The sequence below is a fragment of the Shewanella sp. 10N.286.48.B5 genome (genome assembly GCF_002874355.2).
Taxonomy (GTDB): Bacteria; Pseudomonadota; Gammaproteobacteria; order Enterobacterales; family Shewanellaceae; genus Shewanella.
Genome location: NZ_MCVG02000001.1, coordinates 3,373,902 through 3,395,993, shown reverse-complemented (window position 1 = coordinate 3,395,993; position 22,092 = coordinate 3,373,902). Strand labels below are relative to the sequence as shown.

Sequence of the window (22,092 nt, the reverse complement as noted above, 5' to 3'; positions counted from 1 at the left end):
ATCCCTTTTGAAATGGGAATTAGCCTTGATTTTTACTCTCTTTACATATTCTGAAAGCAGAGAGTAATCAATTCAATATTAGGTTGATAATTGTACCGATGACTTTAGGTGATATTTAGAAGGAAAGGCTATAAATGAAGCGTATTATATTTTTATTGGCAATGTTGTTTTCAGGCTTTATCTGGTCACAAACAATACCTGAAAATGCAAAAGTAAGTAAATATGGTTCAGGTTGGGTTTGTAACAAAGGTTTTTATAAATCAGGTCAACAATGCTTAAATGTTGAAGTGCCTAATAATGGCAAGTTAAATTATGCTGGCTCAGGCTGGGTTTGCAATAAAGGCTTTTATAAGTCAGGTTTACAGTGCTTAAACGTTGTTATTCCCAAGAACGGTAAGTTAAATTATGCTGGCTCAGGCTGGGTTTGCAACAAAGGTTTTTATAAATCAGGTCAACAATGCTTAAATGTTGAAGTGCCTAATAATGGCAAGTTAAATTATGCTGGCTCAGGCTGGGTTTGCAATAAAGGCTTTTATAAGTCAGGTTTACAGTGCTTAAACGTTGTTATTCCCAAGAACGGTAAGTTAAATTATGCTGGCTCAGGCTGGGCTTGTGTTGATGGATATAAAAAATCAGCTAATTCCTGTATTAAAATGACACCTCAAGAAGTCCAAGAGCAAGCCGAGCTTAAAAAAGCATATTTAGCCGATATTAAAAAAAGAGAAGCTAGAGGTTTTTGCGAAACTGAATATAAAACTGGTGCAGAAGTATGTATTAAACCTATTAGTACTGACTTGGATTGTAATGAAAATTATTCAGGGAATTACTATGATAGTTGTGAGGTTTCATTAACTTATAAATATGAAACTGACTATAGAGGTAGTGCATATTTAGACCTAAATGTTGAATGTGAAGTAGAAGTTGAGTATGAAGGTAAGAATACATACGGCTTACGGTCGGATTCAGATTCAGAAAGAAGCTCACATTCATTGTATGCAGATGACTTCGGTAGAAAGGATATAGTTTTTGACTTTTCTTTTAGTTACTTCGATGAAGTTAATAATGTAAAAATCTCCGATGCGACATGCAAAATATCTAGCGTTGACATGTATTAGACTGAATAAAGCTATCCAATCATAAAAAAGGGATAACTTTTAGTTATCCCTTTAACATTTGACTAAAACAAGTCTTATATGTGGTTTAACGTGAAAATGAGTGAATTATAAATTAAGATTGGCAGTGCAAGTCATCACTTGGAAAAGCCTCGAAGTCGAATAGCATAGTTTAAGATAGTGAGCATCCCCCATTTTTGTAACTCCATAATTCTGTAAATTTAAACTCGCTAAGTAAACGCATACACCTTGTTAGTTGACGTTTTTTTGGTAAATGTAAATTTAGAATTATTACGATGTTGTACTTCCGCCCTTTTTAGCTTGAGCGCACTCACTCACTCACTAGGTTATTTTTATTTTTACCGTAAACTACCTTTTTAGATCACGTTAAATGTAAAAGTGTTAAATTAAACACGTATTTTACGAATTATTATGAGGAACCCAGCATTTTTGCTGGGTTTTTTATTGGCTGCGATAGCTATTTAGAGGTGACGAGTCACGATCTTGAGTGATCAACTGGCATTGTTAACCATGCCTTTTAAGACAATATTGTTATAGGTGACAAAGCCAATAATATTGCCTTGTTCAATGACAGGAGCTTTGTTGATCTGGAATTGATCAAATAAGCGGGCGGTATAGCGAATATCCATATCTGGGCATACTGACATCACAGGCTTTATCATGATTTCATAAACATTAACCCGCTCTGGTGACTTATCAGTGGCTAATACTTTTCTGGCAATATCACTGAGTAACAATATGCCGTATTCATCATGCTCATGGCGTTTGTTAATCACTAAAATAGTGACGTTTTTTGCCATCGCAATATTAATGGCTTCACTGACGGTAAGTAGGCCATCAATCATGGCGTAATCATTCATCAAAATATCACGGTTTTTTATTGGCGTTGATGGTTTCATATTTGATCCTTTATATCATCAGTGAGTTTTGCAACTTGGTGAGCAACACCAACGGCATCTTCAACATCAATTTGAATTGCTATTCCTTGACCTGGGTGAGTATTAAAGCCGCCCACCTCACAGATCGTTTCTAAAATATGTCGGCTCATATGCTCTTCAACTAGCCATAAAATGACGTCCCGTTGTACATCTAAGCCTAGCCCCATGAAGGTTTTCTTTTTAGTTAGTCCTTCACCGCGAGCATGGTTAATTACAGTGGCACCTGTGGCACCAGCTTCTCTGGCGGCATCCAGTACCGCTTCAGTACTAATATCATCAACAAAAGCGACAATTAATTTAAATCGCATGGGTTACTCCTTGGCGGATTTTCGTTGGTCAACAAAGGCTACGATTTGGGCGTAGCTCATGACGGCAATGATTGGAAATAAGCTAGCAAAGGCAATTAAGCCAAAACCATCAATAAGGGGATTGCGGCCTTCAACATTAGAGGCAAGCCCTAAACCGAGTGCGGCCACGAGGGGCACAGTCACGGTAGAAGTGGTGACGCCGCCGGAATCATAAGCTAAAGGAATAATCGATTTCGGCGCGAAAAATGTTTGAATTACAACTACCACATAGCCAGCCATGATGTAGTAGTGAATAGGATCACCAACCACAATACGAAAACAACCTAGTGAGATCCCAAAAGCGACCCCAATGGCCACAGAAATTCTCAAGCCTTGAATACTAATGGTGCCACCAGAGACTTCATTGGCTTTTATCGCCACCGCAATTAATGACGGCTCAGCAATGGTGGTACTAAAGCCAATGGCAGCTGCAAACACATAAACCCACAGGTAATCTTGCCAAATGAACGGTCCAGCGGAGCCATCAGGGTGCAAAATACTGGGGGAGGTGAGTTGATCCGCTAAGTTTTCACCAATGGGAAATAGCGCTAACTCTAAGCCGACCAGGAAAAAGCTTAAGCCTAAGATCACATACACAAAACCTAAGACCACGGTTTTCCAATTGGCAATGGGACGCTTGAGTACACCCAGTTGAAAGCCAAATAAAATTGTCGCAATTGGCACCACATCACGCATGGTAAGCAGTAAGGTTGCCAATAGCTGGTTAATCCACTCCATAATACTCCTTGTAGGCGCAGCTTTGATTTATTACAACGTCAGCTAAAACAGGGCTGTTGCGGAATGTCATTACAGGATCATCCCGTAAAGCAGTACAAAAATAACTGGGGTTAAACTGGCAAAGGCAATCAGCCCAAAGCCATCAAGCATGGGATTACGTCCTTTAATCACAGTGGCTAAGCCAACGCCGAGAGCCGTTACCAGCGGTACAGTAATGGTTGACGTGGTGACGCCACCAGAGTCATAGGCGATACCAATAATATTTTCAGGGGCAAAGCTGGTGAGCACCATCACTATGATGTAGCCGCCAATGATCAAATAATGAATTGGCCAGCCTTTTACAATGCGAATAACCCCTAATAAAATCGCTAAACCTACTGACACCGCTACGGTTAATCTCAGTCCCATCGCATAGCTGTCCATGGCAGCCTCAGTGGCCTTGATGGCGCCACCATCTGCTGCAACTTGGGCTGCTTCAGCGGCGACAGCGGTTAAGGCGGGTTCTGCTAAGGTGGTGCCAAAACCTAATGAAAAGGAGAAGGTCACCAGCCAGAAGGTACTGCCTTTACGGGCGAGTGCGTGTGCCAATGATTCACCAATGGGGAATAAGCCCATTTCTAAACCAAAGACAAAAAAGGTTAGCCCAAGAACAATAAATACTAAGCCTACAAGAATGGAAAATAAGTTATCGGGTGCTTGTTGGAGGATAAATATTTCAAAGAAACTCACCACGACTATGATGGGAATAAGATCTTTAAAACTGCCGAGCATGGATTGTAAAAGCTTAACTAACCCTGTCATTCCTTCTCCTTTGATTGCTAAATACTAACCGCCAAACAGCGTGTTAACTTGCTAGCCTAAAAGGTTTATTTATTGTTTTTAGCTAGTTCCAGTTTGCCTGTTTATAGCTGTAAGGCAACATTAAATTAACACAAGTTACAATATCTTTGAGCTAGATCAATTTGTCTAAAAAAGATCCTAGTAGGAGAGGATTAAAGAGGGACTTTTTAAGGGTTATAAACTTTTTTAAGGCTAAAGAGTTTCTTTTCTACCAATAAAAAAGAGACCATATAGTCTCTTTTGTCAGCGATTAATATGTCAGTGTTGCGTGCTGCATAAGGCCTAGCAGATCCACTTAGGCGACATCTGTGTCTAATGCTAAGTGTTGCCATTTGTTATCGGCGCTGATATGTATTACTTTGACTTGTTTGTTGTGCTCAACATTAATATTGCTCAATTGGCTGGGACACAATGTTAACTGATTGGCGATTTTGATGTAAAAGCCCACCGACTTGGGATCGTTGCCGATAACGCTTTTTGCTAGCGTGGTTTGTTGGTAAAGCCATAGGTAGTCACCTTTGATTTCACAATTTAGGTATTCAAGCTGCAATAATTGCTGATTGTTATCTGCAATGTGAAAGTTTGTCTGCACGTAGTCAGCAAACGCTTTTCTGCTTTGTGGGTTTTTGACTAAATCGCTATCAGCCCCAATGATGCGTTTAGCTGTTTGCTGGGCATCAGCTAAATAAAAGCAGTGTTGAATAGCGACATTCCCGCTTTTGGCATTAAACAGCACATTGGTATAGCTTTCTTTTTTTCTATTAGCAGAAGCCTGAAAATTAAATAATAACAAGCCTGCAAGGGTGATAAACCATATTAGAGCAATAATTATCCAAAACATTATTATATTCCTTTATTGCTAGCTGTTTAAAAAGCAGTGTTGAGCTGCTGCATGATTTGAGCCTGTTGGTAATTAATAAATATTGATACGCGGAAAATAAGCTGGCATTAACAGCAAATACTAATTAAATACGATAGGTCAATATATAGTATTAGTAAAATCTATTATCAAAGTTTTTAATGTTAAATAGGAGGTTAGGCACAGCTTGAACGCGGTTATCGCGAATTGATTATCTGACTATGATTGAGGCTCATGGCCGGTATTGACTCGGGCTAATATAAGCTGAATGCTTATTGGTGAATGTCTAAGTATATGGTTTATAAAGTATATGGTTTATAAAGTATGTTGTTTAAATGGCTTTGGTTAAATTTAATCATTAAAGGCCTAATGGCGGCATATTTTCAGGTGCTTTAATTTGGTATTTATCTAAAATTTGTTGAAACTCACCAGAGCGCTTTAATTTAGCAATACCTTGAGCATACACATCTGCGATACGGCTTTGATTAGGATTAAAGCCTACATATAAAGGCGTTGGCTCACCATATGAACCGGCGTATTTGATTTGATTAGCTACATCATTTTTGTATGCAGTATATTCAATAGCGACTTTATTACCCAGTATCACATCAAATCGGCCATTTACGAGGCGCTTAATGTTCAACATCATGGGTTGCTCTCCCGTGGCGGCGTAAAAGTCGGTTGAACGGCTAATTTTATCATTGAGCTGCTCGCCGTAGTCATAACCTCCGATAATCCCCACTAGCGCATCATCAAGACTGTCTAATTGCTGAAATGACCATGAAGCGTCTGCGCGAGTATAAAAATCCGTGCTGGTATAGCCAACAATCAGTGTGTCGGTATATAAATTAAATTGTTCAATATGGGTTGGTGTAACTGCAAGAATGGCATCGATATTACCAATTTTAACTTCCTTTAAAGCGCGATTAAAAGGTACCGCAATAAAATGCACCTGTTGATCCATGACTTCAAATGAGCGCCGAGTCAGTTCAGTGACATAACCGGTGTGATCTTGGCAAATATAAGGGCACCAAATATCCGATGCGATCAATACAGGCTTGGCTGCAAGGGATGAAGAAACCAGTAGTAGTAGAGAGATAATATATTTCACGGCAGTGTTGGCCTCAATAGAATAAGTGCTAATGGCGCAGCCTTACTTAGCTAGTTTTCACCGCACTATGCTCCGCTATTAAACCTAGTGCTTGCTTAAATTCAGTTAGTTGAATTAAATCTAGCCACTTTCAGTAAATATAGTAACCTAAAACGACAGTTTGCTAGCGAAAAGTTAATTTTTTTGTGACGCAATAAATAATATGGACGGGCCAAATGATCGTAAACAGCATAAAGCATGTGATTTACAATGAAACGGGCGCAGCTGAAGTGATGCGCTTTAACCATTCAGCATTACCTAGGCTTAAAGCTGGGCAAGTGATCATAAAAGTACATGCTGCAGGGGTTAATGGCCCAGACATTAAGCAGCGAGAAGGCGCATATCCGCCGCCAAAAGGTGCTAGCCCGATATTAGGCTTGGAAGTGGCAGGGGAAGTCATTGCAATGGCTAAAGATGTCACGCAATGGCAAATCGGCGACAAGATCTGTGCCTTAGTGCCTGGCGGTGGCTATGCAGAGCAAGTGATCACTTACGCCTCACATTGCTTACCGCTCCCCAAAGGCTACAGCTTTGTACAAGCGGCGGCCTTACCGGAAACCTGTTTCACGGTTTGGGGAAACTTGGTTAATCGCGCCAAGCTTAAAGCCGGTGAAACAGTGCTGATCCACGGCGCCTCTGGCGGTATTGGCACCACCGCCATACAAGTTGCCAAAGCCCTAGGCGCTAAAGTGTTTGTTACCTCAGGTAGCGATGAAAAATGCCAATATTGTCTCGACCAAGGGGCGAGTATGGCGGTTAATTACCATAAAGATGATTTTGTTGAGCCTATCCTTGCAGCAACACAAGCTGAAGGGGTCAATGTGGTGCTAGATATTGCGGGTGGTGATTTCATCAACCGCAATTTAAAGGTATTGGCTTTTGATGGCCGCATGGTGTCAGTGGCAACCCAGCGCGGCGCTAAAGCAGAAGTGAATATTTTTAGCATTATGGCCAAACGCATTCAATGGACTGGCTCAACGCTTAGGCCGCAAAGTGTCGAGGCTAAGGCTGACATCGCCGCTGGATTATTAGCACAGCTATGGCCATTACTGGATGCTAAACAAGTGCAGATCCGGGTTGATAAAGTGTTCCCGTTTGATGAGGTCGTAAAAGCGCATCAATATATGGAGTCAGGTCAGCATAGAGGCAAGATTATTCTGCAGCTAGGCGAAGCCTAAACCTAAATGAGCAAAACCTAAACAAGTAAGATGTAAACAAACAAGACCTAAGCAAGAATTAGGCAATAGTAAGGCATCAAATTCAAAACAGTCTTTTTATCATAGCTGACTTGAAGGCTGTCATATTTGAACTAAATTAGAGCTTGCAGCGCCGCTAAATTAGACTGGGTGCATAACACCTTGGGAAAATCATAACTCAGATGATTTGCAGCATAAGACGATGGCGATATGGCACTGGCAAAAAATGGCAAAAATATAAAAAACTTCATTAATAATATATTGATTTTTTCATAAGTTTTTGATTAATTATCCTCAATAATCATGCGCGTTGCGTAGAGGTTAGTAAATAAACTGTGTGCTGCTAAAATGCACATTTTTTAGGTATGTGTTGATTTAAGGGCATTAGCATATATGTATAACACTGCAAAAAAACAAGTTTGGTATGGTGAGCTTCGTACTCCACGTGGCACCTCAATTGTCGTCCATGACAACCGACTCCCCGATGCGTCTCCCGGTCGAATCTACTTATTTAATGTTAGTCGTAACACGATTGGCGAGTACGTAGAGGATATCGTTAAGGTTAACCTGCATGAGCTGGAACCCCAGCAGTTAACAGCCGCCAAAGCTGAGCATGAAGCAGCATGGCTTGCTGCTAGAGCTGAGTTTATGGCAAAACATGAAGCGCATATCGAATTATCTTCAGTGCCAGACTCTGCGCCAGCCTCAAAAGCCAAAAAAGTTGCAGCGGTGGATGAGATTATCGATGTCGATGACAGTGAAATGGAATTTGAAGATGCTGATGCCGACTTCGGTATCAGTGATGACAGTGACGATTAGCATAAAGCGCTAAAGACAAAAAATGGAGCATGATAATAAATCATAGCTCCATTTTTATTGGCTGTTTATTAGTAAATCAATCGCTCAACAGTAATCGCTTAGGCTTAAATCACCCCAAACTCGTAACGGCTCACATGGCGATAAACTTGTCCTGGCTCTATCCAAGGCTTACCGGGTAAATCGGCTTGATTAGGTGAGTCTGGCAGCATTTGTGGTTCAATACATACCGCTTGGTGAGACTGGTAAATACGGCCGTCAAAGCCTTTTACGCCTTCAAGGAAGTTAGCGCCATACAGCTGCACCCCAGGTTGATTGGTGTAAATCGTCATGGTGCGGCCAGTTTTAGGGCTTGAAAGACAACCAAATCGACAGACTTGCTCAGCATTGTTAAGCACATAACAATGATCAAAACCATTGGTGGCAGCAAGAGCTGGTCGCTGAGTTTGCACAGCAAATGCAGTGGCTTGGGCTAAATCTAAATCGCTGCCAGTGGTCGCAGCAATTGAAGTTGGAATACCCACTTCATTCATTGGCAAATATTGCTTGGCATCCACTTGGATCAAATGCGCTGCATTAGTTAAGCTATCAGCGCCTTCTAAATTAAAATAACTGTGCTGGGTGAGGCTAATAGGGCAGGCCTTATCGACACTTGCTTGCATTTCAATGAGTAAACTATTGTCAGCCAAGCGATAATCTAATTGCACCGTACAATTACCCGGAAAGCCCATATCACCATCTGGGCTATCAAGGGTTAATCTCACCCCGTCTTCAAGGGCTTGCATATGCCAATGCTTTAAATGAAAACCTTCAGCGCCACCGTGTAAGCAATTGGTCGCTTGGTTTATATCGAGCTGATAGTGGTTGCCTTGATACTGCAACTGACCATTAGCAATGCGGTTAGAGTATCGCCCTGCAATGGCGCCTAAATAAGCCGGCTGGTTTAAATAATCGCTGACGCTATCACAGCCTAAAACGATGTTATCTCGCTGGCCTTGGTTATCTTCAGTCCATAAGGCGTTTATAATTCCCCCTAGACTTAACACTTCAATAGCAACCTTGCCGTTGTCGACTCGAATACGTTCTACCCATCCTCCGCGAGGATCTTGCCATGGTTCAAGTGTGGTGATTTGTAACATTAATGCCTCTTATAGCAATAGAATTGCTTATTCAATTCTGCCTGCGCCGCCACTGGCAGAGCATAAATAGATAATTGGTTCTAAGGATGTTTGTTGTGGATATAGCTGCTCAACGGCATTGACCACAGCATCGGTTAGCTCATGATCAATAAGCGCTACCACGCAACCATCACTCATTCTTACGCCGCCTTTGGTGCCAATGATATCTTTAATTATTTTCACTAAGGCATCAATCTCAGGGGTGCTGATGTCAAAATCATCGCGCATGGATTGTTGTGATTGGGCCATTAATTGGCCGAAACGGGCAGTATCTTGTTGCTCTAGAGCGCGGGCGGCATTCACAGTGCGTTGGTTTTCAGTTAGTACATGCTTAGCTCGATGATAAAGTTCATCACCTAAGCTAGCTTTCGCGCTGTTTAGCTGGCCAAGGCTGACTTCCCTTAGTGACTCAACTCCAAGCAATTCATTAATCTGATAACATTGCAGTTTACGGGCATCAAAGCGGTCAATTAACAGCTGGCGATCGATGCTAGGATCGACAATCAGCAAACTTAAGCTGTCAGGAATCGCTATTGCGCGGCCGTCTAACTCTAAGCAGTCAATCAATAAGGCGTGATCGGCCACCGCCAGTGCGCTAATGGTTTGATCCATAATGCCAGATTCTGACTTTATGAACCTGTGCTCTCCACGTTGGGCAATTTGTGCAATGGCTAATGGCGATAAATGCAGTTGGCTGGCGTAGCTAATGGCAGTGCCAAAGGCCACCTCAAGAGCTGCTGATGACGACATGCCTGCGCCCAGTGGCACATTGCCGACAATGGCAATATCCATGCCTTTAGCTTTAAGCCCAGATTGAGCCATTGAGGCGGTAAAGCCTTTTAGGTAATTTCCCCAACTGCCTTTATCTTCAATGGCGTTTTCTTCACCAAAACGCCATTGTTCGATTTGCCCAGCAAAGGCATCAGTCACGGCTCTAAAGGTGTTATCACTACGATGTTTAACCGCAATAACAGTGTGAAAATTAATTGCAGCGGGTAAAACGAATCCTTCGTTATAATCCGTGTGTTCGCCAATAATATTGACACGACCTGGTGCTTGATACAGGTCGTCAGCCGTAGTTCCAAATGTTTGTACAAACAACTTCATGGCTTTTTGAGCAGGATTTGACATACAGTTACAGTTCCAAAGAATGTCGAGTTACGAAGTTACCTAAGCGGTATAAAAGTATTAAATTTTAAATTGATAATGTGATTTATATCACGACTTGCCAGTGGCTGTAACTACTGAAAACTCGATTGATACAATTTGCAGCTTAAGAGTAGTCGGTTTTGTGGAAATAACAGTAATTTCAATGCCTTTGTACTACTAAAGAGGTATGTTAATGTAAGGGTTTACGTTGACTGTTTTATTGGCAGAACAAATTTGAGGTATAAACTGGCTTTATAACCACCCAAATAGCGACGCTGGCTAACCTTGGCTGATTGATATAAAAGCGCATTTTAAACAATAAAAAAGCGCCTTAATGTTAATAAGGCGCTTATCGGTTTAGCATAGCGAATAGAGGATATCGCTAACTATTTACGCTTATGGCTTGCTCAAGTTAGGGGTGATTTCAGTGGCTGCGCTGGCTTTATCAACGCTCGCTTCTGATTCTTCCTCTGTGTTTGGCTCAAGTAATTCATGAATAACATTGTCCACAAAACCAGCACCTGCAGCTTCGTAAAGGTTATAAACGCTGTTAACCCCTTGCTCTTTCAGTGACTCTGCATCTTCAGAATATTGCACAATGGCGCTGATCTTACCTTGGTAATCGAGCTTTTTAAGTTGCTCTACCGCAAACATATTACCAATATGGTGTGGCATGGCTAATAGCACCAATTCAAGCCCCGGTGCCCGCTCAAGCTTTTCCCAAAAATCGGTATCGCTAGCATCGCCTTGCACCACATTGCGGCCTTCAGAGCGATGAAAATCCACCAGTTCTTGCTTGTGTTCAATCCCCAGTATTTCGCCTGAGTATTTAGCGCGCAGCTCATCGTAAGCACCTGAGCCAATCCGGCCCATCCCTAAAATCAAAAAGCGCGGATTACCCACAGGAATTTGTCTATCCTCAGGGTGTAGCGGGTGTTTTTCAAGGGTGATAAAGGTTTTATGGTAGCGCTGATAGAACTTGTTGACCGCCGCATTAAGGGGCGCAGCAATTAAGAAACTGATGCTCAAGGCTACTGCTAAAATGATTAACCACTCGGCAGGTAACCAGCCTTTTGATGCGGCTACCGCAGCAACAATCAAGCCAAACTCACTGTAGTTACCTAGATTGAATGAGGCAAATAGCGAGGTACGAGAACGCAACTTAAAGCGGGTCAATAATATAAAGAACAGCATGATTTTAAACGGCACTAATAGCACCAGTAACCCAGCTAGGCCCACATCGGCAATGGTTGGCAAACCATTTAAACCAATGGTTAAGAAAAACGCGACTAAAAACAGCTCTTTAAAGTAGTAAATTGATTTAGAAAGCTCGGACGCTTTAGCGTGGCCTGCCAGTAAAATACCAATAATCAATGCGCCTAGATCCGGCTTTAAGCCAACGGCTTCAAACAGCCAAGCGCCCATGACTAATGCCATAGTCAGGCCAAATAAAATCAACATTTCGCCGTGGCCAACGCGGTCGAATATTTTATAAATTAGTGGTTTAACTAGTGGTAACAGCAATAAACCTAAGGCGTAAATGGAGGGGAAATCACCCTTTGAAATGGTGAGGAATAGCACTGCGAAGATATCTTGCATAATCAAGATACCAATGGCGATACGGCCATACAAGGCTTGGCTATCACCGTTTTCATCCAGCACTTTGACGGCAAATACGGTACTTGAAAAACTTAAGGCAAAGCTCAGTAGTAACAGCTGATCAATATCTAAATCAACTAGCCTGTCTAGCCCTACTAATCCCAGCAATTTTAAGATGGGTAAAAAGAATAATATCGAGCCAATTAAGTGCAAACTGGAACTGGCCCACACCTCAGATTTGAGTAAACTTTTGACATCTAATTTAAGCCCAATAGCAAACAGCAGTAACATGACGCCGAGGTCAGCTAGTTCCTGCAGCAGTGGCAAGCTTTCATCTTGGATCCCAAAAATAAACAGTAAAAAACCTGCTGCAAGATAACCAATTAGTGGTGGTAAACCGACTCGACTAACAAGCATGCCACATAATAGCGTAACAATGAGAATTGCGGGTTCCATAAGGCCTTATTCGATTTGTTGAAACTAGGTTGTAGGTAAGTAGATTGTATAAGAAAAGAATCAACTTGGTATTAAAAAATAGCTCAGGATTAAAAAAATGGCCAATCTAATAAATAAATTGACCATTTTCAATATCTTAGTTGAGAATAAATTTATTTATTCAGCAATAAATCCAAGTGCTCAGCAAAGGGTTTAGGCCCCATAAAGCCGGTTACGCGTAAATCTTCACGCTGATTGCCATTTTCATCGAACATTAATAGGGTCGGTAAGCCTAATACGTTGAAGTGCTCAAGCAGTTCAATATCAATGGCATCACTTTTAGTGACATCGGCTTGCAGTAACACCATTTGATCTAAACGCTCTAATACTATTGGATTAGCAAAGGTAATCGCCTCAAACTCTTTACAGGCCACACACCAGTCAGCGTATAAATCTAGCATCACGGTTTTACCGCTAAGGCTGGCTTTATCTAGCTCAACTTCTAAGTCTTCTAGTGACTTAATTTGAATGAATAACTCACCATGGCTAATTTGCTTGCTTTGGTTAGTCTCATTGCTGATTGATGGCGCCTGATGGCCCAATGCAGTCATTACCGCTTGGAAACCATAAGAGAAACTGGCGAGTAAAGTCAGCGTCAGTATGATGCCACGGGTGGTTTGCTTCCAGTTAAACTCTGATAGTTTGTTCTGGTGTATGAGGTAGCCCGTTAAGCAAATCCCCCAAATTGACCACAATACATCAGATACCAGTCCTGGCCAGATGCGGCCAATCATCACGATTGAGACAGATATCAGCAAGAAGCCAAAAATGGTCTTAATGATATCCATCCATGCACCGGCGCGCGGCAGTAATTTACCACCAGAAGTACCAATGATCAGTAATGGCACCCCCATACCCATGCTTAATACATACAGCGCCAAGAAGCCCTGTAGTAAGTCGCCACTTTGGGCCACATAAATCAGCGCACCAGACAGCGGCGCAGTGGTACAAGGCGACGCCACTAAACCTGAAATAACGCCCATAAAGAACACCCCAACAAGGTTGCCACCTTTTTGGTTATTCGACAGGGTATTCATCTTGTCTTGGAATTTGCCCGGCAGGCGTAATTCATACATACCAAACATAGATAAACTCAGCAGTACAAACATTACCGCTAAGAAAATCAAAATAGCAGGATGTTGCAATGCCGCTTGAAATTTCATGCCCGCAGAGGCAACCACTAAACCTAATAATGAATAGGTAATCGCCATACCTTGAACGTAGGCCATTGATAGTGTGAAGGCTTTAGCGGTAGATAACTTTTTCCCTTGGCCCACAATAATCCCTGACAAAATCGGGTACATAGGAAACACACAAGGGGTTAAGGCTAAACCAATACCTAAACCAAAGAAGATAACTAAGGTCCACATTAAGCTATCGTTGGCCAGCATTTGGCTTAAGCTGTCTTGTTGGGTGATAGGCGTTGTCGCATTGCTTGCGGTTGCTGGTTCAGCTTGAGCTGGCACATCACCAATAATGGCTTTTTTGCCCTTTACCTTGCCATCGTTAGCAGCAACAGCATCTAGCTTAACATCACGTTTGGTAGGCGGATAACACAGCTTGCCTTCAGCGCAACCCATAAAGGTCACTTGTACTAGGCTGCCTTGGGCGGCTTCTTTAAGGGCTAACGGCAGCTCAACAAAGGTGTAATACACTTCTTGTTCGCCAAAATATTCATCGTTATGAACCTTGCCTCGGGGTAGGTCTATATCGCCAATCACTGCGCCGTCGGCAGAAAACTGCAACTTGTCACGGTACATGTAATAACCATCGGCAATCACAAAGCTAATGGCTAATTGATTATCTTTTTGCTGATAATCAAATACAAAAGCCTCTTCAACAGGCATTAACTCTGGCTCGCCCTGAAGGAAGCTGAACTTATTACTGCTAAAAATGCCTTCACTGTGAGCTAATGGCGTTAGCAGGAGTAAAGAGGTAAAAATAAGCGCAAATATTTTTTTCATGATTGGGAAGTTTCTTCTATCCATTTTAAATAATTTGGCAAGCCTTGAGTAATAGGCATAGCGATTAATTCAGGTACTTCATAGGGATGCTGTTGGATCACTATTTGTTGAATTGCATCATAATTTTTAGCAATACATTTTATGTGTAAAGCGACTTCACTACTATGACAGACCTCATCATCCCACACATAAACTGACTCTATTTGTGGAATTAATTGCACACAAGCAGCCGCTTTAGTTTCCACTAGCGTTGATGCAATGCGTTTTGCACTGGCGTTATCAGGGCAAGTTGTTATAACTAATAAGTAAGTTGCTGGCATTGGAATGCTATCATCTATTGGTTGCCTTAAAGTTAGCTTAAGCTTAATAACATAAACTGCGGTTTATCTTTATTGTTGTTGCTAATGTTATGTTTATCGCGATTTCAATAGTGCAATACTGTACGTTTTTTCGTAAGCGCTTGCATTAGTCATTGATGATAATCGTGACACGTCTTGAATTAAGACCGGATAACCCCCATTTAGTTTTCATAGCCAGTGAAAAAATTGAGGCCCACATGTTATTTATTTTATTGTTTGTATTTATTATCGTTCCGACCATTGAGTTGTCAGTATTAATTTCTGTGGGCGATGTGCTTGGCACCTGGAATACCATCGCATTAGTGTTTTTCACTGCGATTGTGGGGGTATCACTAGTGCGCAGCCAAGGCTTAAGCACCTTAATGTCAGTGCAATCTAAGCTTGAGCGCGGTGAAGCGCCGGGTAAAGAAATTGTCGAAGGCATGATGCTCGCCGCGGCAGGCTTACTGTTATTGTTTCCGGGCTTTGTGACTGACTTTATCGGTTTGTTATTGCTAACCCCAATCACTCGCTCACCGATTGCCAGCTATATCTTTAAACGTATGCAAATGCGCGTGGTTGCTGGTGGCGGTTTTCAGGGCGGCTTTGGTCCACAAGGTCAACCAGGCCAAAATCCATTTGGGCAAAATGGCCCATTTAACCAAGGCGGCAATACCTTTGACGGTGATTTTGAACGCAAATTTGATCCAAATGATTTAACCCCTGAAACCCATCAGGTAGAAATTAAAGATATCACCCCACAGGATGAGCCTCGCGCAGATAGTGAGCAAAAGGGCGAGCAAGATAAGCCCAAAAAAGACTAATTGTTAGCTTGGTGACTCAATGAAAAAACGCTAGCAAGACTAGCGTTTTTTATGGCTCAAATAATTCAGCTGCTTGTTTACGGCATTAACTTAAGGTGCGAGAGTCGAATCCTTTGAAGGTTTGTCTAACTGCTCAGCCATCCAATACGCGCTAACCGTACTCCCAACCCAGCAAATAAATAACACCCAAGTGGCCATCGATACTGAAGGGGGTAAATCAAGGGTCACGCTGTCGTGCACTGCGGCATAAAGACTGTTGAAGTCCAGCGCAATATTTCCCGCGACAATATCATCAGCCACTACTTGAGCGCGCTGCATCAGCACGGTCATGATGGCGCATAAACTGATAAAACAAGCCAGAATAATGCCCCAACCTATGGCTTTTTTACCTATGTATAAGTGCCCTGTACCCGGGCACACAAAAGCTGACAATAGCGCGGCGTTGATTGATCTTTTCATTGTGTATTAACCCTTGTGCATCCCTGTTAATTTATGGTGTTAATTGACTCAGTGGCCGTTGACGCGGTAACGGACTCTGGCTCAGTGACCCGACTGGCCATCACATAGCAGGCAATGCCCATAATGGTATTGGTTATTGGCAGCGCAATTAATAAACCTTTTACCCCGCCAAAGTATAAGCCAATGGCCGCCAATGGCAGCATTAAAATAAACAGCCTGACTAAGTTAATCACTAACGACTGGATCGGTCTATGGTAGGCATTTAAACAAGTGGCGAAGATAATCACCACTGCTAATGGCCCATAGGCTGCGGGTAAGGCTTTAATATAAAAGCTCAACCAATCGATCACCACAGCATCATTACTGAATAACTGCGCAATAAAATCAGCACTCAAAAAGATAGGCAGATACAGTAAGGTTTGCAGCACAAGGGCAAACCGCAGTGACAGCATCATGGCATCTTTAGCCCGCTGATGTTGCCCCGCCCCCAAGTTTTGCCCCACAAACGGCATTAAACTGGAGTTAAGGGCCATGATCCCCAAAATAAATAAGGTTTCTAAGCGCACCCCTGCACCATAAGCCGCCACCGCAGCTTGATCGACTCTGGCAAGCATGGCCAAAATAATGCCGTTGGCAATAGGGTTAATCATATTCATTAAAGCCGCAGGGCGGGCAATATGCCCCAGCTTGCACCAGTTTTTGATAATCCGGTGCTTACTTAATTTGGTGAAGACCAAAATTTGTTTTTTGAATACCAAGATATACACAGCCACAGAGGCTGAAAATAACCAGGATATTGAAGTGGCAATGGCCGCGCCTTGAATACCCAGCTCAGGGAAAGGCCCAAGACCAAAAATAAGTAAAGGGTCGAGTATAAGGTTGATAATTGCTGCCACCGACATAATGATCGCAGGGGAGTAAGTATCACCGGTGGCGCGAATGCCCTGATTGCCCACCATCAATAACACCAATAATGGCGCCCCTAAAAACCACACCAGCATATAATCATGAATAAGTGGCAAACTTAACTCATTAGCGCCCAGTAGGGTGAATAGCGGGTCAATGGCCATAATCCCGATGCACACTAACGCGCTCACCAATAAAAATGTTAGCAACAAGGCATCAAACAAAAACGCTTTAGCTTGGGGTTGATTACCTGCGCCAATTAAGCGGGCGAGGTTAGTGGAAACCGCCGCGCCAATGCCAATGGCAATACTGGAAAAAATAATCGCCACCGGAAACGTAAAACTTACCGCAGCTAATGATTCAGTGCCCAAAAGACTGATGAAATATGTATCTATAAGGCTGCCACCATAAATGGTGAGAATACCGATAAGGTTGGGGAGGCTCATATTGAATAGCACACGACCTATTGGTGCGTTAAGCAACCCATGTTTATCTTTCATCTATCTCGACTTAAACACGAAAACGGGAGCCAAATTCTAGCAGCATTCAAGATGGTTTAAATATTAGCAGCCACAAATTTTACAATTAAATCGCAGTTTTTTTTAAAATACACTTGGAACTGTCAACATCGACCCCCATATATCATTCATCAAAGGGGTAATGCCCTTATCATTTTGTTAAAACCGCCTCGTTTTAGGGCACCAAATCATTAGGAGAGTCCGTAGATGAATATTCGTCCATTACATGACCGCGTAATCGTTAAACGTTTAGAAGTTGAATCAAAATCAGCTGGTGGCATTGTATTAACTGGTAGCGCTGCAGAAGTATCAACTCGTGGTGAAATCCTAGCAGTAGGCAATGGTCGCATTTTAGAAAACGGTGAAGTTAAAGCCCTTGACGTTAAAGTTGGCGACGTAGTGATTTTCAACGAAGGTTACGGCGTGAAAAAAGAAAAGATTGATGGTGAAGAAGTCCTTATCTTATCTGAGTCAGACCTAATGGCTGTTGTAGGTTAATTTTAAACATTAACCCTTTGCAATCATCAACAAATTTGAAGGAACATAACAATGTCAGCAAAAGAAGTATTATTTGGTAGTGACGGTCGCGTTAAAATGCTTAACGGCGTCAACATTCTTGCTAACGCAGTAAAAGTAACATTAGGCCCAAAAGGTCGTAACGTCGTTTTAGACAAAAGCTTTGGCTCACCGCTAATCACTAAAGATGGTGTATCGGTAGCGAAAGAAATCGAACTAGAAGACAAGTTCGAAAACATGGGCGCACAAATGGTGAAAGAAGTTGCTTCTAAAGCCAATGATGCGGCTGGTGACGGTACAACTACTGCAACCGTATTAGCACAATCAATTGTGGTTGAAGGCCTTAAAGCAGTCGCTGCTGGCATGAACCCAATGGATCTTAAGCGTGGTATCGACAAAGCAGTTATTGCAGCCGTTGCTGAGCTTAAAGCACTTTCGCAAGAATGTGCAGATTCTAAAGCCATTGCTCAAGTAGGTACTATCTCTGCTAACTCTGATGAATCAATCGGTGAAATCATTGCAACAGCAATGGAAAAAGTAGGCAAAGAAGGCGTTATTACCGTTGAAGAAGGCCAAGCCCTTGAAAACGAATTAGACGTTGTAGAAGGTATGCAGTTTGACCGCGGTTACCTTTCTCCTTACTTCATCAACAAAGCTGAAACAGGCAGCGTTGAGTTAGATTCTCCTTTCATCTTATTAGTTGATAAGAAAATCTCTAACATCCGTGAATTATTACCAATCCTTGAAGGTCTAGCTAAAACAGGTAAGCCACTGCTTATTGTTGCAGAAGACGTTGAAGGCGAAGCATTAGCAACATTAGTTGTCAACAACATGCGCGGTATCGTTAAAGTAGCTGCTGTTAAAGCACCTGGCTTTGGTGACCGTCGTAAAGCAATGCTACAAGATATCGCTATCCTAACTGGCGGTACTGTTATCGCTGAAGAAATCGGTCTAGAACTTGAAAAAGCAGCCCTAGAAGACTTAGGTACAGCAAAACGTGTTGTTATCACTAAAGACAGCACCACCATCATCGATGGTAACGGCGAGCAAGCGCAAATCTCTGGCCGTGTTTCGCAAATCAAACAACAAGTTGAAGAGTCAACATCTGACTACGACAAAGAAAAACTTCAAGAGCGTATGGCAAAACTTGCTGGCGGTGTTGCAGTAATCAAAGTTGGCGCAGCAACAGAAGTTGAAATGAAAGAGAAAAAAGCCCGTGTTGAAGATGCATTACATGCAACACGTGCAGCCGTTGAAGAAGGTGTGGTTCCTGGCGGTGGGGTTGCACTAGTACGTGTAGCGTCTAAGATTTCTGAAGTTGAAGTGATCAACGAAGACCAAAAGCACGGCGTAATCATCGCACTACGTGCAATGGAAGCACCACTTCGTCAAATCGCAACCAACGCAGGTGAAGAAGCCTCAGTTGTTGCAAACACTGTTAAAAACGGCAGCGGCAACTACGGTTACAACGCTGGTAACGACACTTACGGTGACATGTTAGAAATGGGTATTCTTGATCCAACTAAAGTAACCCGTAGTGCATTACAGTTTGCCGCATCAATTGCTGGTCTAATGATCACCACCGAAGCAATGGTAGCTGAAATTCCACAAGAAGCTGCAGCGCCAGATATGGGCGGTATGGGCGGTGGTATGGGTGGAATGGGCGGCATGATGTAATCTAACTGGTTAAAATCGTTTATAGCTGCGTTACCTTGCCACTCGTTTATGAAAAGCTAAACGTCGTGGCAAGAAGCCTTGCTCTAAAGCGATTTTTCCTGCGTTAGATGATTATGTTGGTCTAAAGCCTAAAAGCTTAGAACCGAACTTCTTGTAAAAGAAATTGAAAGCCCCGATACCTAACTGTATCGGGGCTTTTTGTTTAACGCTTCAAAAGCGGTATTTGGTTTAAATTTACTCTGGTTCACTTATCATGTTTAAAAACATAAAGTTTACTATTTATTGTTTAGTAATTGGCGTATCGCAGTTGTAGTAATCCACTAACCCTAACGTCAAGCTTAAAGGCGACTAATATCAACAATATTTAAATATTTGATAATGAGGATCACTTTTAAATAAAGTGTTTTCAGTAGGTAGTTTAAAGTTATTTATAATAATGATTTTAGCTTTTTTAGTTAAACATGCTTTGTCTCCATATACCGTGAATGCTTTTTTTCTACTTGAATAGACTACTCTCCCTCGCGGTAATTCTTGGTATTCCGTCCCAAGTAATTCAGGGTGGCTTGCTAAATAAATATTTTTGCTTTCCCATTCCTGAATGTGCTGAAAAGGACTGTCATGTATACCCAAGGTATCTTCTTTAGATTCAGATATGAGCAATTTCTTACAGATTAAGGTGCCTTGATAAAACCAAAATATCCCAATAAAACTTTCACAGAACTGCATCTTTCTTCCTCATTATATGTTTTACAAGTGTGTACTATTTAGTGAAAAACCAAGTTCTGAAGAGCAACATTCACTTTCTATAATTGTTGGGTTATACATCTGTATTTCACCATCAAGTACGCTATAAATATCAGCATCAATAAATACTGCGTGATTAGATCGTGTAATTTTCTTTAGTCGTTTATCTGTTGTTTCCCAATCTTTTTGCTCGGCACCAAAAGTTAGCAGTATGTTGACTTTATGGTTTTCAAAGCAATTAAGGGCTAGACCTTCTATTACTATTTCATATTCAAACAATGGCGCGGAAATAAACGTCACATTATGAACGTGATCCTTCACGCTCATTTTACTTAACCGGCGTGACTCGTGATTGTTAAAACAGCATACAGCCTTAAAACAATGGTATTCAGGCGAATTAGTAAAAATATCATCAATATCCTTAACTTGGACTTTTTTATCTGATATTTTCACTTTCTTCTCCTTTTAATTTAACGATTTTATTTTCAGCATCTATCTCGTTAACCCATTCAATTGATGCCGTTCTACATTCTATTTTAATTATTCCATGGTTAAGTTGCGTTAAATTAAACGTGCCCCTATATTCAATAAAAACCTCTAATAGATGTTGCATTAAATAAAAAAATCCATTTCCTCTATAATTTTCGTCACAAGACCAGTAGGAATATGATGCCTTTTTACCTATAGGTCCAAAGACAATTACTAAATCCCTAATTTTAACCATATTAAACTGCTCTATTAACTGCTGAATTCTAGCAAGTATTTTTTCATCACCTAAACTAGTCATTAATATCTCCTATATAATATATACATATAATAACAATGGTAGCGACATAATGTGTCGCGACTTAATCCTTATAGGACCTTGCGATGTATTTTGTCGTTATAGTGTTATATTTTAGCTTCGAATTAATGTTTTTCTGCTTATGAATATGAGCGATTAAAGAGAATATAAATACAATTTTGCACAATTTAATTAATAAATATAAAAGGAAAATGATGCTAGTTTTAGGTGTAGATGTTGAAACAACAGGGCTTTCAACGACAGAAGATGAAATTATTGAATTAGGTGCTGTAGTATGGGATACCGACACGAATAAACCGGTAGCGATGATAAACCATCTTGTTAAGCAACCTCAAAAAGGTAAGTTGTCAAAAACTATCATAAATATTACTGGAATAACCGATACAGATATTGAAAGTTTTGGCATTAATGAAGAGGTAGTCATCAATGAGTTCAATGACTTATCTAAGAAATGCCAATATATTGTTGCTCATAATGGTAACCAATTTGATAAATGTTTTATCGATAAAGCTGCCGCTCGTTATGGTATAAAAATAAATACACCTTGGTTAGACACCATGCTTGATGTACCTTATAACTGCAGCACAAAAAAGTTAACTTATCTCGCAGCTGAGCATGATTTTTTAAATCCATTTAGTCATAGAGCGTTATTTGATGTATTAACGATGCTGACTATTTGTAGTAAGTATGATTGGAAAAATATTGCTAAACGTTCAAGCTCACCTGTCGTTACCGTTATCGCGAAAGTTTCCAAAGAAAATCGTCATTTAGCAAAAAGTAAAAACTTTCGTTGGGATCCTGTCAATGTTCGTTGGATAAAAAATATAAAACAGTGTGATTTAGATGTTTCAAATTTTGATTTTGAATATGATATTGAATAGCTTTAAGCTCAAAGGTTAAAAC

The 22,092-nt window shown here is 41.3% G+C and carries 23 protein-coding genes; 7 read left to right on the top strand and 16 right to left on the bottom strand.

Annotation, left to right across the window (positions count from 1 at the left end; genetic code table 11):
- The first annotated feature begins 134 nt into the window (after nt 1-134).
- The gene (locus BCU57_RS14520) at nt 135-1,115 is read left to right on the top strand and encodes a hypothetical protein (RefSeq protein WP_413211441.1); all 981 of its coding nucleotides are present in this window, start codon (nt 135-137) and stop codon (nt 1,113-1,115) included.
- Nucleotides 1,116-1,624: 509 nt separating this feature from the next.
- Here BCU57_RS14520 and BCU57_RS14515 read toward each other — a convergent pair.
- The 6 genes from BCU57_RS14515 to BCU57_RS14490 form a co-directional block, all read right to left on the bottom strand.
- Nucleotides 1,625-2,032: a CBS domain-containing protein gene (locus tag BCU57_RS14515; RefSeq protein ID WP_102439578.1), complete on the bottom strand. Its 408-nt coding sequence runs from the start codon at nt 2,030-2,032 to the stop codon at nt 1,625-1,627.
- Nucleotides 2,029-2,379: a P-II family nitrogen regulator gene (locus BCU57_RS14510; protein ID WP_076538613.1), complete on the bottom strand. Its 351-nt coding sequence runs from the start codon at nt 2,377-2,379 to the stop codon at nt 2,029-2,031. Before BCU57_RS14510 ends, BCU57_RS14515 begins: the two co-directional genes overlap by 4 nt.
- A gap of 3 nt (nt 2,380-2,382) precedes the next feature.
- Nucleotides 2,383-3,156, bottom strand: coding sequence for a DUF1538 domain-containing protein (locus BCU57_RS14505; protein WP_102439577.1), 774 nt, complete (start codon nt 3,154-3,156; stop codon nt 2,383-2,385).
- A 69-nt stretch (nt 3,157-3,225) separates the two neighbouring features.
- A complete protein-coding gene (locus tag BCU57_RS14500; RefSeq protein WP_076538618.1) occupies nt 3,226-3,957 on the bottom strand; it encodes a DUF1538 domain-containing protein in 732 nt (243 codons plus the stop codon).
- 334 nt (nt 3,958-4,291) lie between these two features.
- Nucleotides 4,292-4,837 carry a DUF6702 family protein gene (locus tag BCU57_RS14495; protein WP_102439576.1) on the bottom strand — a complete coding sequence of 182 codons (546 nt, stop codon included), beginning with the start codon at nt 4,835-4,837 and terminating at the stop codon, nt 4,292-4,294.
- A gap of 376 nt (nt 4,838-5,213) precedes the next feature.
- Complete coding sequence (locus BCU57_RS14490; protein WP_102439575.1) at nt 5,214-5,966, bottom strand: substrate-binding periplasmic protein; 753 nt, start codon at nt 5,964-5,966, stop codon at nt 5,214-5,216.
- A gap of 215 nt (nt 5,967-6,181) precedes the next feature.
- On the opposite strand from BCU57_RS14490, the gene BCU57_RS14485 reads away from it, so the two are divergent.
- Both BCU57_RS14485 and BCU57_RS14480 read left to right on the top strand, forming a co-directional pair.
- The gene (locus tag BCU57_RS14485) at nt 6,182-7,183 is read left to right on the top strand and encodes an NAD(P)H-quinone oxidoreductase (RefSeq protein ID WP_102439574.1); all 1,002 of its coding nucleotides are present in this window, start codon (nt 6,182-6,184) and stop codon (nt 7,181-7,183) included.
- 411 nt (nt 7,184-7,594) lie between these two features.
- A complete protein-coding gene (locus BCU57_RS14480; protein ID WP_102439573.1) occupies nt 7,595-8,020 on the top strand; it encodes a hypothetical protein in 426 nt (141 codons plus the stop codon).
- A gap of 104 nt (nt 8,021-8,124) precedes the next feature.
- On the opposite strand, the gene BCU57_RS14475 is transcribed toward BCU57_RS14480, so the two are convergent.
- From BCU57_RS14475 to cutA, 5 genes are all read right to left on the bottom strand, one after another.
- Nucleotides 8,125-9,156 carry an aldose epimerase family protein gene (locus BCU57_RS14475; RefSeq protein WP_102439572.1) on the bottom strand — a complete coding sequence of 344 codons (1,032 nt, stop codon included), beginning with the start codon at nt 9,154-9,156 and terminating at the stop codon, nt 8,125-8,127.
- A gap of 27 nt (nt 9,157-9,183) precedes the next feature.
- Complete coding sequence (galK, locus tag BCU57_RS14470) at nt 9,184-10,326, bottom strand: galactokinase (protein ID WP_102439571.1); 1,143 nt, start codon at nt 10,324-10,326, stop codon at nt 9,184-9,186.
- Nucleotides 10,327-10,740: 414 nt separating this feature from the next.
- The gene (locus BCU57_RS14465; RefSeq protein WP_102439570.1) at nt 10,741-12,399 is read right to left on the bottom strand and encodes a cation:proton antiporter family protein; all 1,659 of its coding nucleotides are present in this window, start codon (nt 12,397-12,399) and stop codon (nt 10,741-10,743) included.
- Between the two features lie 152 nt (nt 12,400-12,551).
- Nucleotides 12,552-14,402 carry a protein-disulfide reductase DsbD gene (locus BCU57_RS14460; RefSeq protein WP_102439569.1) on the bottom strand — a complete coding sequence of 617 codons (1,851 nt, stop codon included), beginning with the start codon at nt 14,400-14,402 and terminating at the stop codon, nt 12,552-12,554.
- The gene (cutA, locus tag BCU57_RS14455) at nt 14,399-14,722 is read right to left on the bottom strand and encodes a divalent-cation tolerance protein CutA (RefSeq protein WP_102439568.1); all 324 of its coding nucleotides are present in this window, start codon (nt 14,720-14,722) and stop codon (nt 14,399-14,401) included. Before cutA ends, BCU57_RS14460 begins: the two co-directional genes overlap by 4 nt.
- Nucleotides 14,723-14,958: 236 nt before the next feature.
- Here cutA and BCU57_RS14450 point away from each other — a divergent pair, with 236 nt between their 5' ends.
- Complete coding sequence (locus tag BCU57_RS14450; protein ID WP_102439583.1) at nt 14,959-15,564, top strand: FxsA family protein; 606 nt, start codon at nt 14,959-14,961, stop codon at nt 15,562-15,564.
- Between the two features lie 90 nt (nt 15,565-15,654).
- Here the strand turns inward: BCU57_RS14450 and BCU57_RS14445 are convergent, their stop codons facing one another.
- Nucleotides 15,655-16,023: a DUF6677 family protein gene (locus BCU57_RS14445; RefSeq protein WP_102439567.1), complete on the bottom strand. Its 369-nt coding sequence runs from the start codon at nt 16,021-16,023 to the stop codon at nt 15,655-15,657.
- A gap of 26 nt (nt 16,024-16,049) precedes the next feature.
- Nucleotides 16,050-17,429, bottom strand: coding sequence for an MATE family efflux transporter (locus BCU57_RS14440; RefSeq protein ID WP_102439566.1), 1,380 nt, complete (start codon nt 17,427-17,429; stop codon nt 16,050-16,052).
- A gap of 225 nt (nt 17,430-17,654) precedes the next feature.
- Between BCU57_RS14440 and BCU57_RS14435 the strand changes: the two genes are divergently transcribed.
- A complete protein-coding gene (locus BCU57_RS14435; protein WP_076538652.1) occupies nt 17,655-17,945 on the top strand; it encodes a co-chaperone GroES in 291 nt (96 codons plus the stop codon).
- Between the two features lie 51 nt (nt 17,946-17,996).
- The gene (gene groL, locus BCU57_RS14430) at nt 17,997-19,640 is read left to right on the top strand and encodes a chaperonin GroEL (RefSeq protein ID WP_102439565.1); all 1,644 of its coding nucleotides are present in this window, start codon (nt 17,997-17,999) and stop codon (nt 19,638-19,640) included.
- Nucleotides 19,641-19,994: 354 nt separating this feature from the next.
- On the opposite strand, the gene BCU57_RS14425 is transcribed toward groL, so the two are convergent.
- Genes BCU57_RS14425 through BCU57_RS14415 form a run of 3 tightly spaced genes read right to left on the bottom strand, consistent with a single transcriptional unit; the run spans nt 19,995 to nt 21,171 of the window.
- Entirely contained in the window at nt 19,995-20,366 is a 372-nt protein-coding gene (locus BCU57_RS14425; RefSeq protein WP_102439564.1) for a hypothetical protein, read from the bottom strand.
- 21 nt (nt 20,367-20,387) lie between these two features.
- Nucleotides 20,388-20,837 carry a hypothetical protein gene (locus BCU57_RS14420; RefSeq protein WP_102439563.1) on the bottom strand — a complete coding sequence of 150 codons (450 nt, stop codon included), beginning with the start codon at nt 20,835-20,837 and terminating at the stop codon, nt 20,388-20,390.
- Complete coding sequence (locus tag BCU57_RS14415) at nt 20,821-21,171, bottom strand: hypothetical protein (protein ID WP_102439562.1); 351 nt, start codon at nt 21,169-21,171, stop codon at nt 20,821-20,823. Before BCU57_RS14415 ends, BCU57_RS14420 begins: the two co-directional genes overlap by 17 nt.
- 209 nt (nt 21,172-21,380) lie before the next feature.
- Between BCU57_RS14415 and BCU57_RS14410 the strand changes: the two genes are divergently transcribed.
- Nucleotides 21,381-22,070, top strand: a complete 690-nt coding sequence (locus tag BCU57_RS14410; RefSeq protein ID WP_102439561.1) for a 3'-5' exonuclease — start codon at nt 21,381-21,383, stop codon at nt 22,068-22,070.
- Nucleotides 22,071-22,092 lie beyond the last annotated feature (22 nt).

Bases quoted from the DNA above. Each gene is read 5' to 3' on its own strand.
- cutA (WP_102439568.1), bottom strand. From the start codon at position 14,722: ATGCCAGCAACTTACTTATTAGTTATAACAACTTGCCCTGATAACGCC.
- BCU57_RS14450 (WP_102439583.1), top strand. From the start codon at position 14,959: ATGTTATTTATTTTATTGTTTGTATTTATTATCGTTCCGACCATTGAG.
- BCU57_RS14520 (WP_413211441.1), top strand. From the start codon at position 135: ATGAAGCGTATTATATTTTTATTGGCAATGTTGTTTTCAGGCTTTATC.
- BCU57_RS14440 (WP_102439566.1), bottom strand. From the start codon at position 17,429: ATGAAAGATAAACATGGGTTGCTTAACGCACCAATAGGTCGTGTGCTA.
- BCU57_RS14485 (WP_102439574.1), top strand. From the start codon at position 6,182: ATGATCGTAAACAGCATAAAGCATGTGATTTACAATGAAACGGGCGCA.
- galK (WP_102439571.1), bottom strand. From the start codon at position 10,326: ATGTCAAATCCTGCTCAAAAAGCCATGAAGTTGTTTGTACAAACATTT.
- BCU57_RS14480 (WP_102439573.1), top strand. From the start codon at position 7,595: ATGTATAACACTGCAAAAAAACAAGTTTGGTATGGTGAGCTTCGTACT.
- BCU57_RS14410 (WP_102439561.1), top strand. From the start codon at position 21,381: ATGATGCTAGTTTTAGGTGTAGATGTTGAAACAACAGGGCTTTCAACG.
- BCU57_RS14475 (WP_102439572.1), bottom strand. From the start codon at position 9,156: ATGTTACAAATCACCACACTTGAACCATGGCAAGATCCTCGCGGAGGA.
- BCU57_RS14510 (WP_076538613.1), bottom strand. From the start codon at position 2,379: ATGCGATTTAAATTAATTGTCGCTTTTGTTGATGATATTAGTACTGAA.
- BCU57_RS14460 (WP_102439569.1), bottom strand. From the start codon at position 14,402: ATGAAAAAAATATTTGCGCTTATTTTTACCTCTTTACTCCTGCTAACG.
- BCU57_RS14515 (WP_102439578.1), bottom strand. From the start codon at position 2,032: ATGAAACCATCAACGCCAATAAAAAACCGTGATATTTTGATGAATGAT.
- BCU57_RS14415 (WP_102439562.1), bottom strand. From the start codon at position 21,171: ATGACTAGTTTAGGTGATGAAAAAATACTTGCTAGAATTCAGCAGTTA.
- BCU57_RS14505 (WP_102439577.1), bottom strand. From the start codon at position 3,156: ATGGAGTGGATTAACCAGCTATTGGCAACCTTACTGCTTACCATGCGT.
- BCU57_RS14495 (WP_102439576.1), bottom strand. From the start codon at position 4,837: ATGTTTTGGATAATTATTGCTCTAATATGGTTTATCACCCTTGCAGGC.
- BCU57_RS14435 (WP_076538652.1), top strand. From the start codon at position 17,655: ATGAATATTCGTCCATTACATGACCGCGTAATCGTTAAACGTTTAGAA.
- groL (WP_102439565.1), top strand. From the start codon at position 17,997: ATGTCAGCAAAAGAAGTATTATTTGGTAGTGACGGTCGCGTTAAAATG.
- BCU57_RS14500 (WP_076538618.1), bottom strand. From the start codon at position 3,957: ATGACAGGGTTAGTTAAGCTTTTACAATCCATGCTCGGCAGTTTTAAA.
- BCU57_RS14465 (WP_102439570.1), bottom strand. From the start codon at position 12,399: ATGGAACCCGCAATTCTCATTGTTACGCTATTATGTGGCATGCTTGTT.
- BCU57_RS14425 (WP_102439564.1), bottom strand. From the start codon at position 20,366: ATGCAGTTCTGTGAAAGTTTTATTGGGATATTTTGGTTTTATCAAGGC.
- BCU57_RS14445 (WP_102439567.1), bottom strand. From the start codon at position 16,023: ATGAAAAGATCAATCAACGCCGCGCTATTGTCAGCTTTTGTGTGCCCG.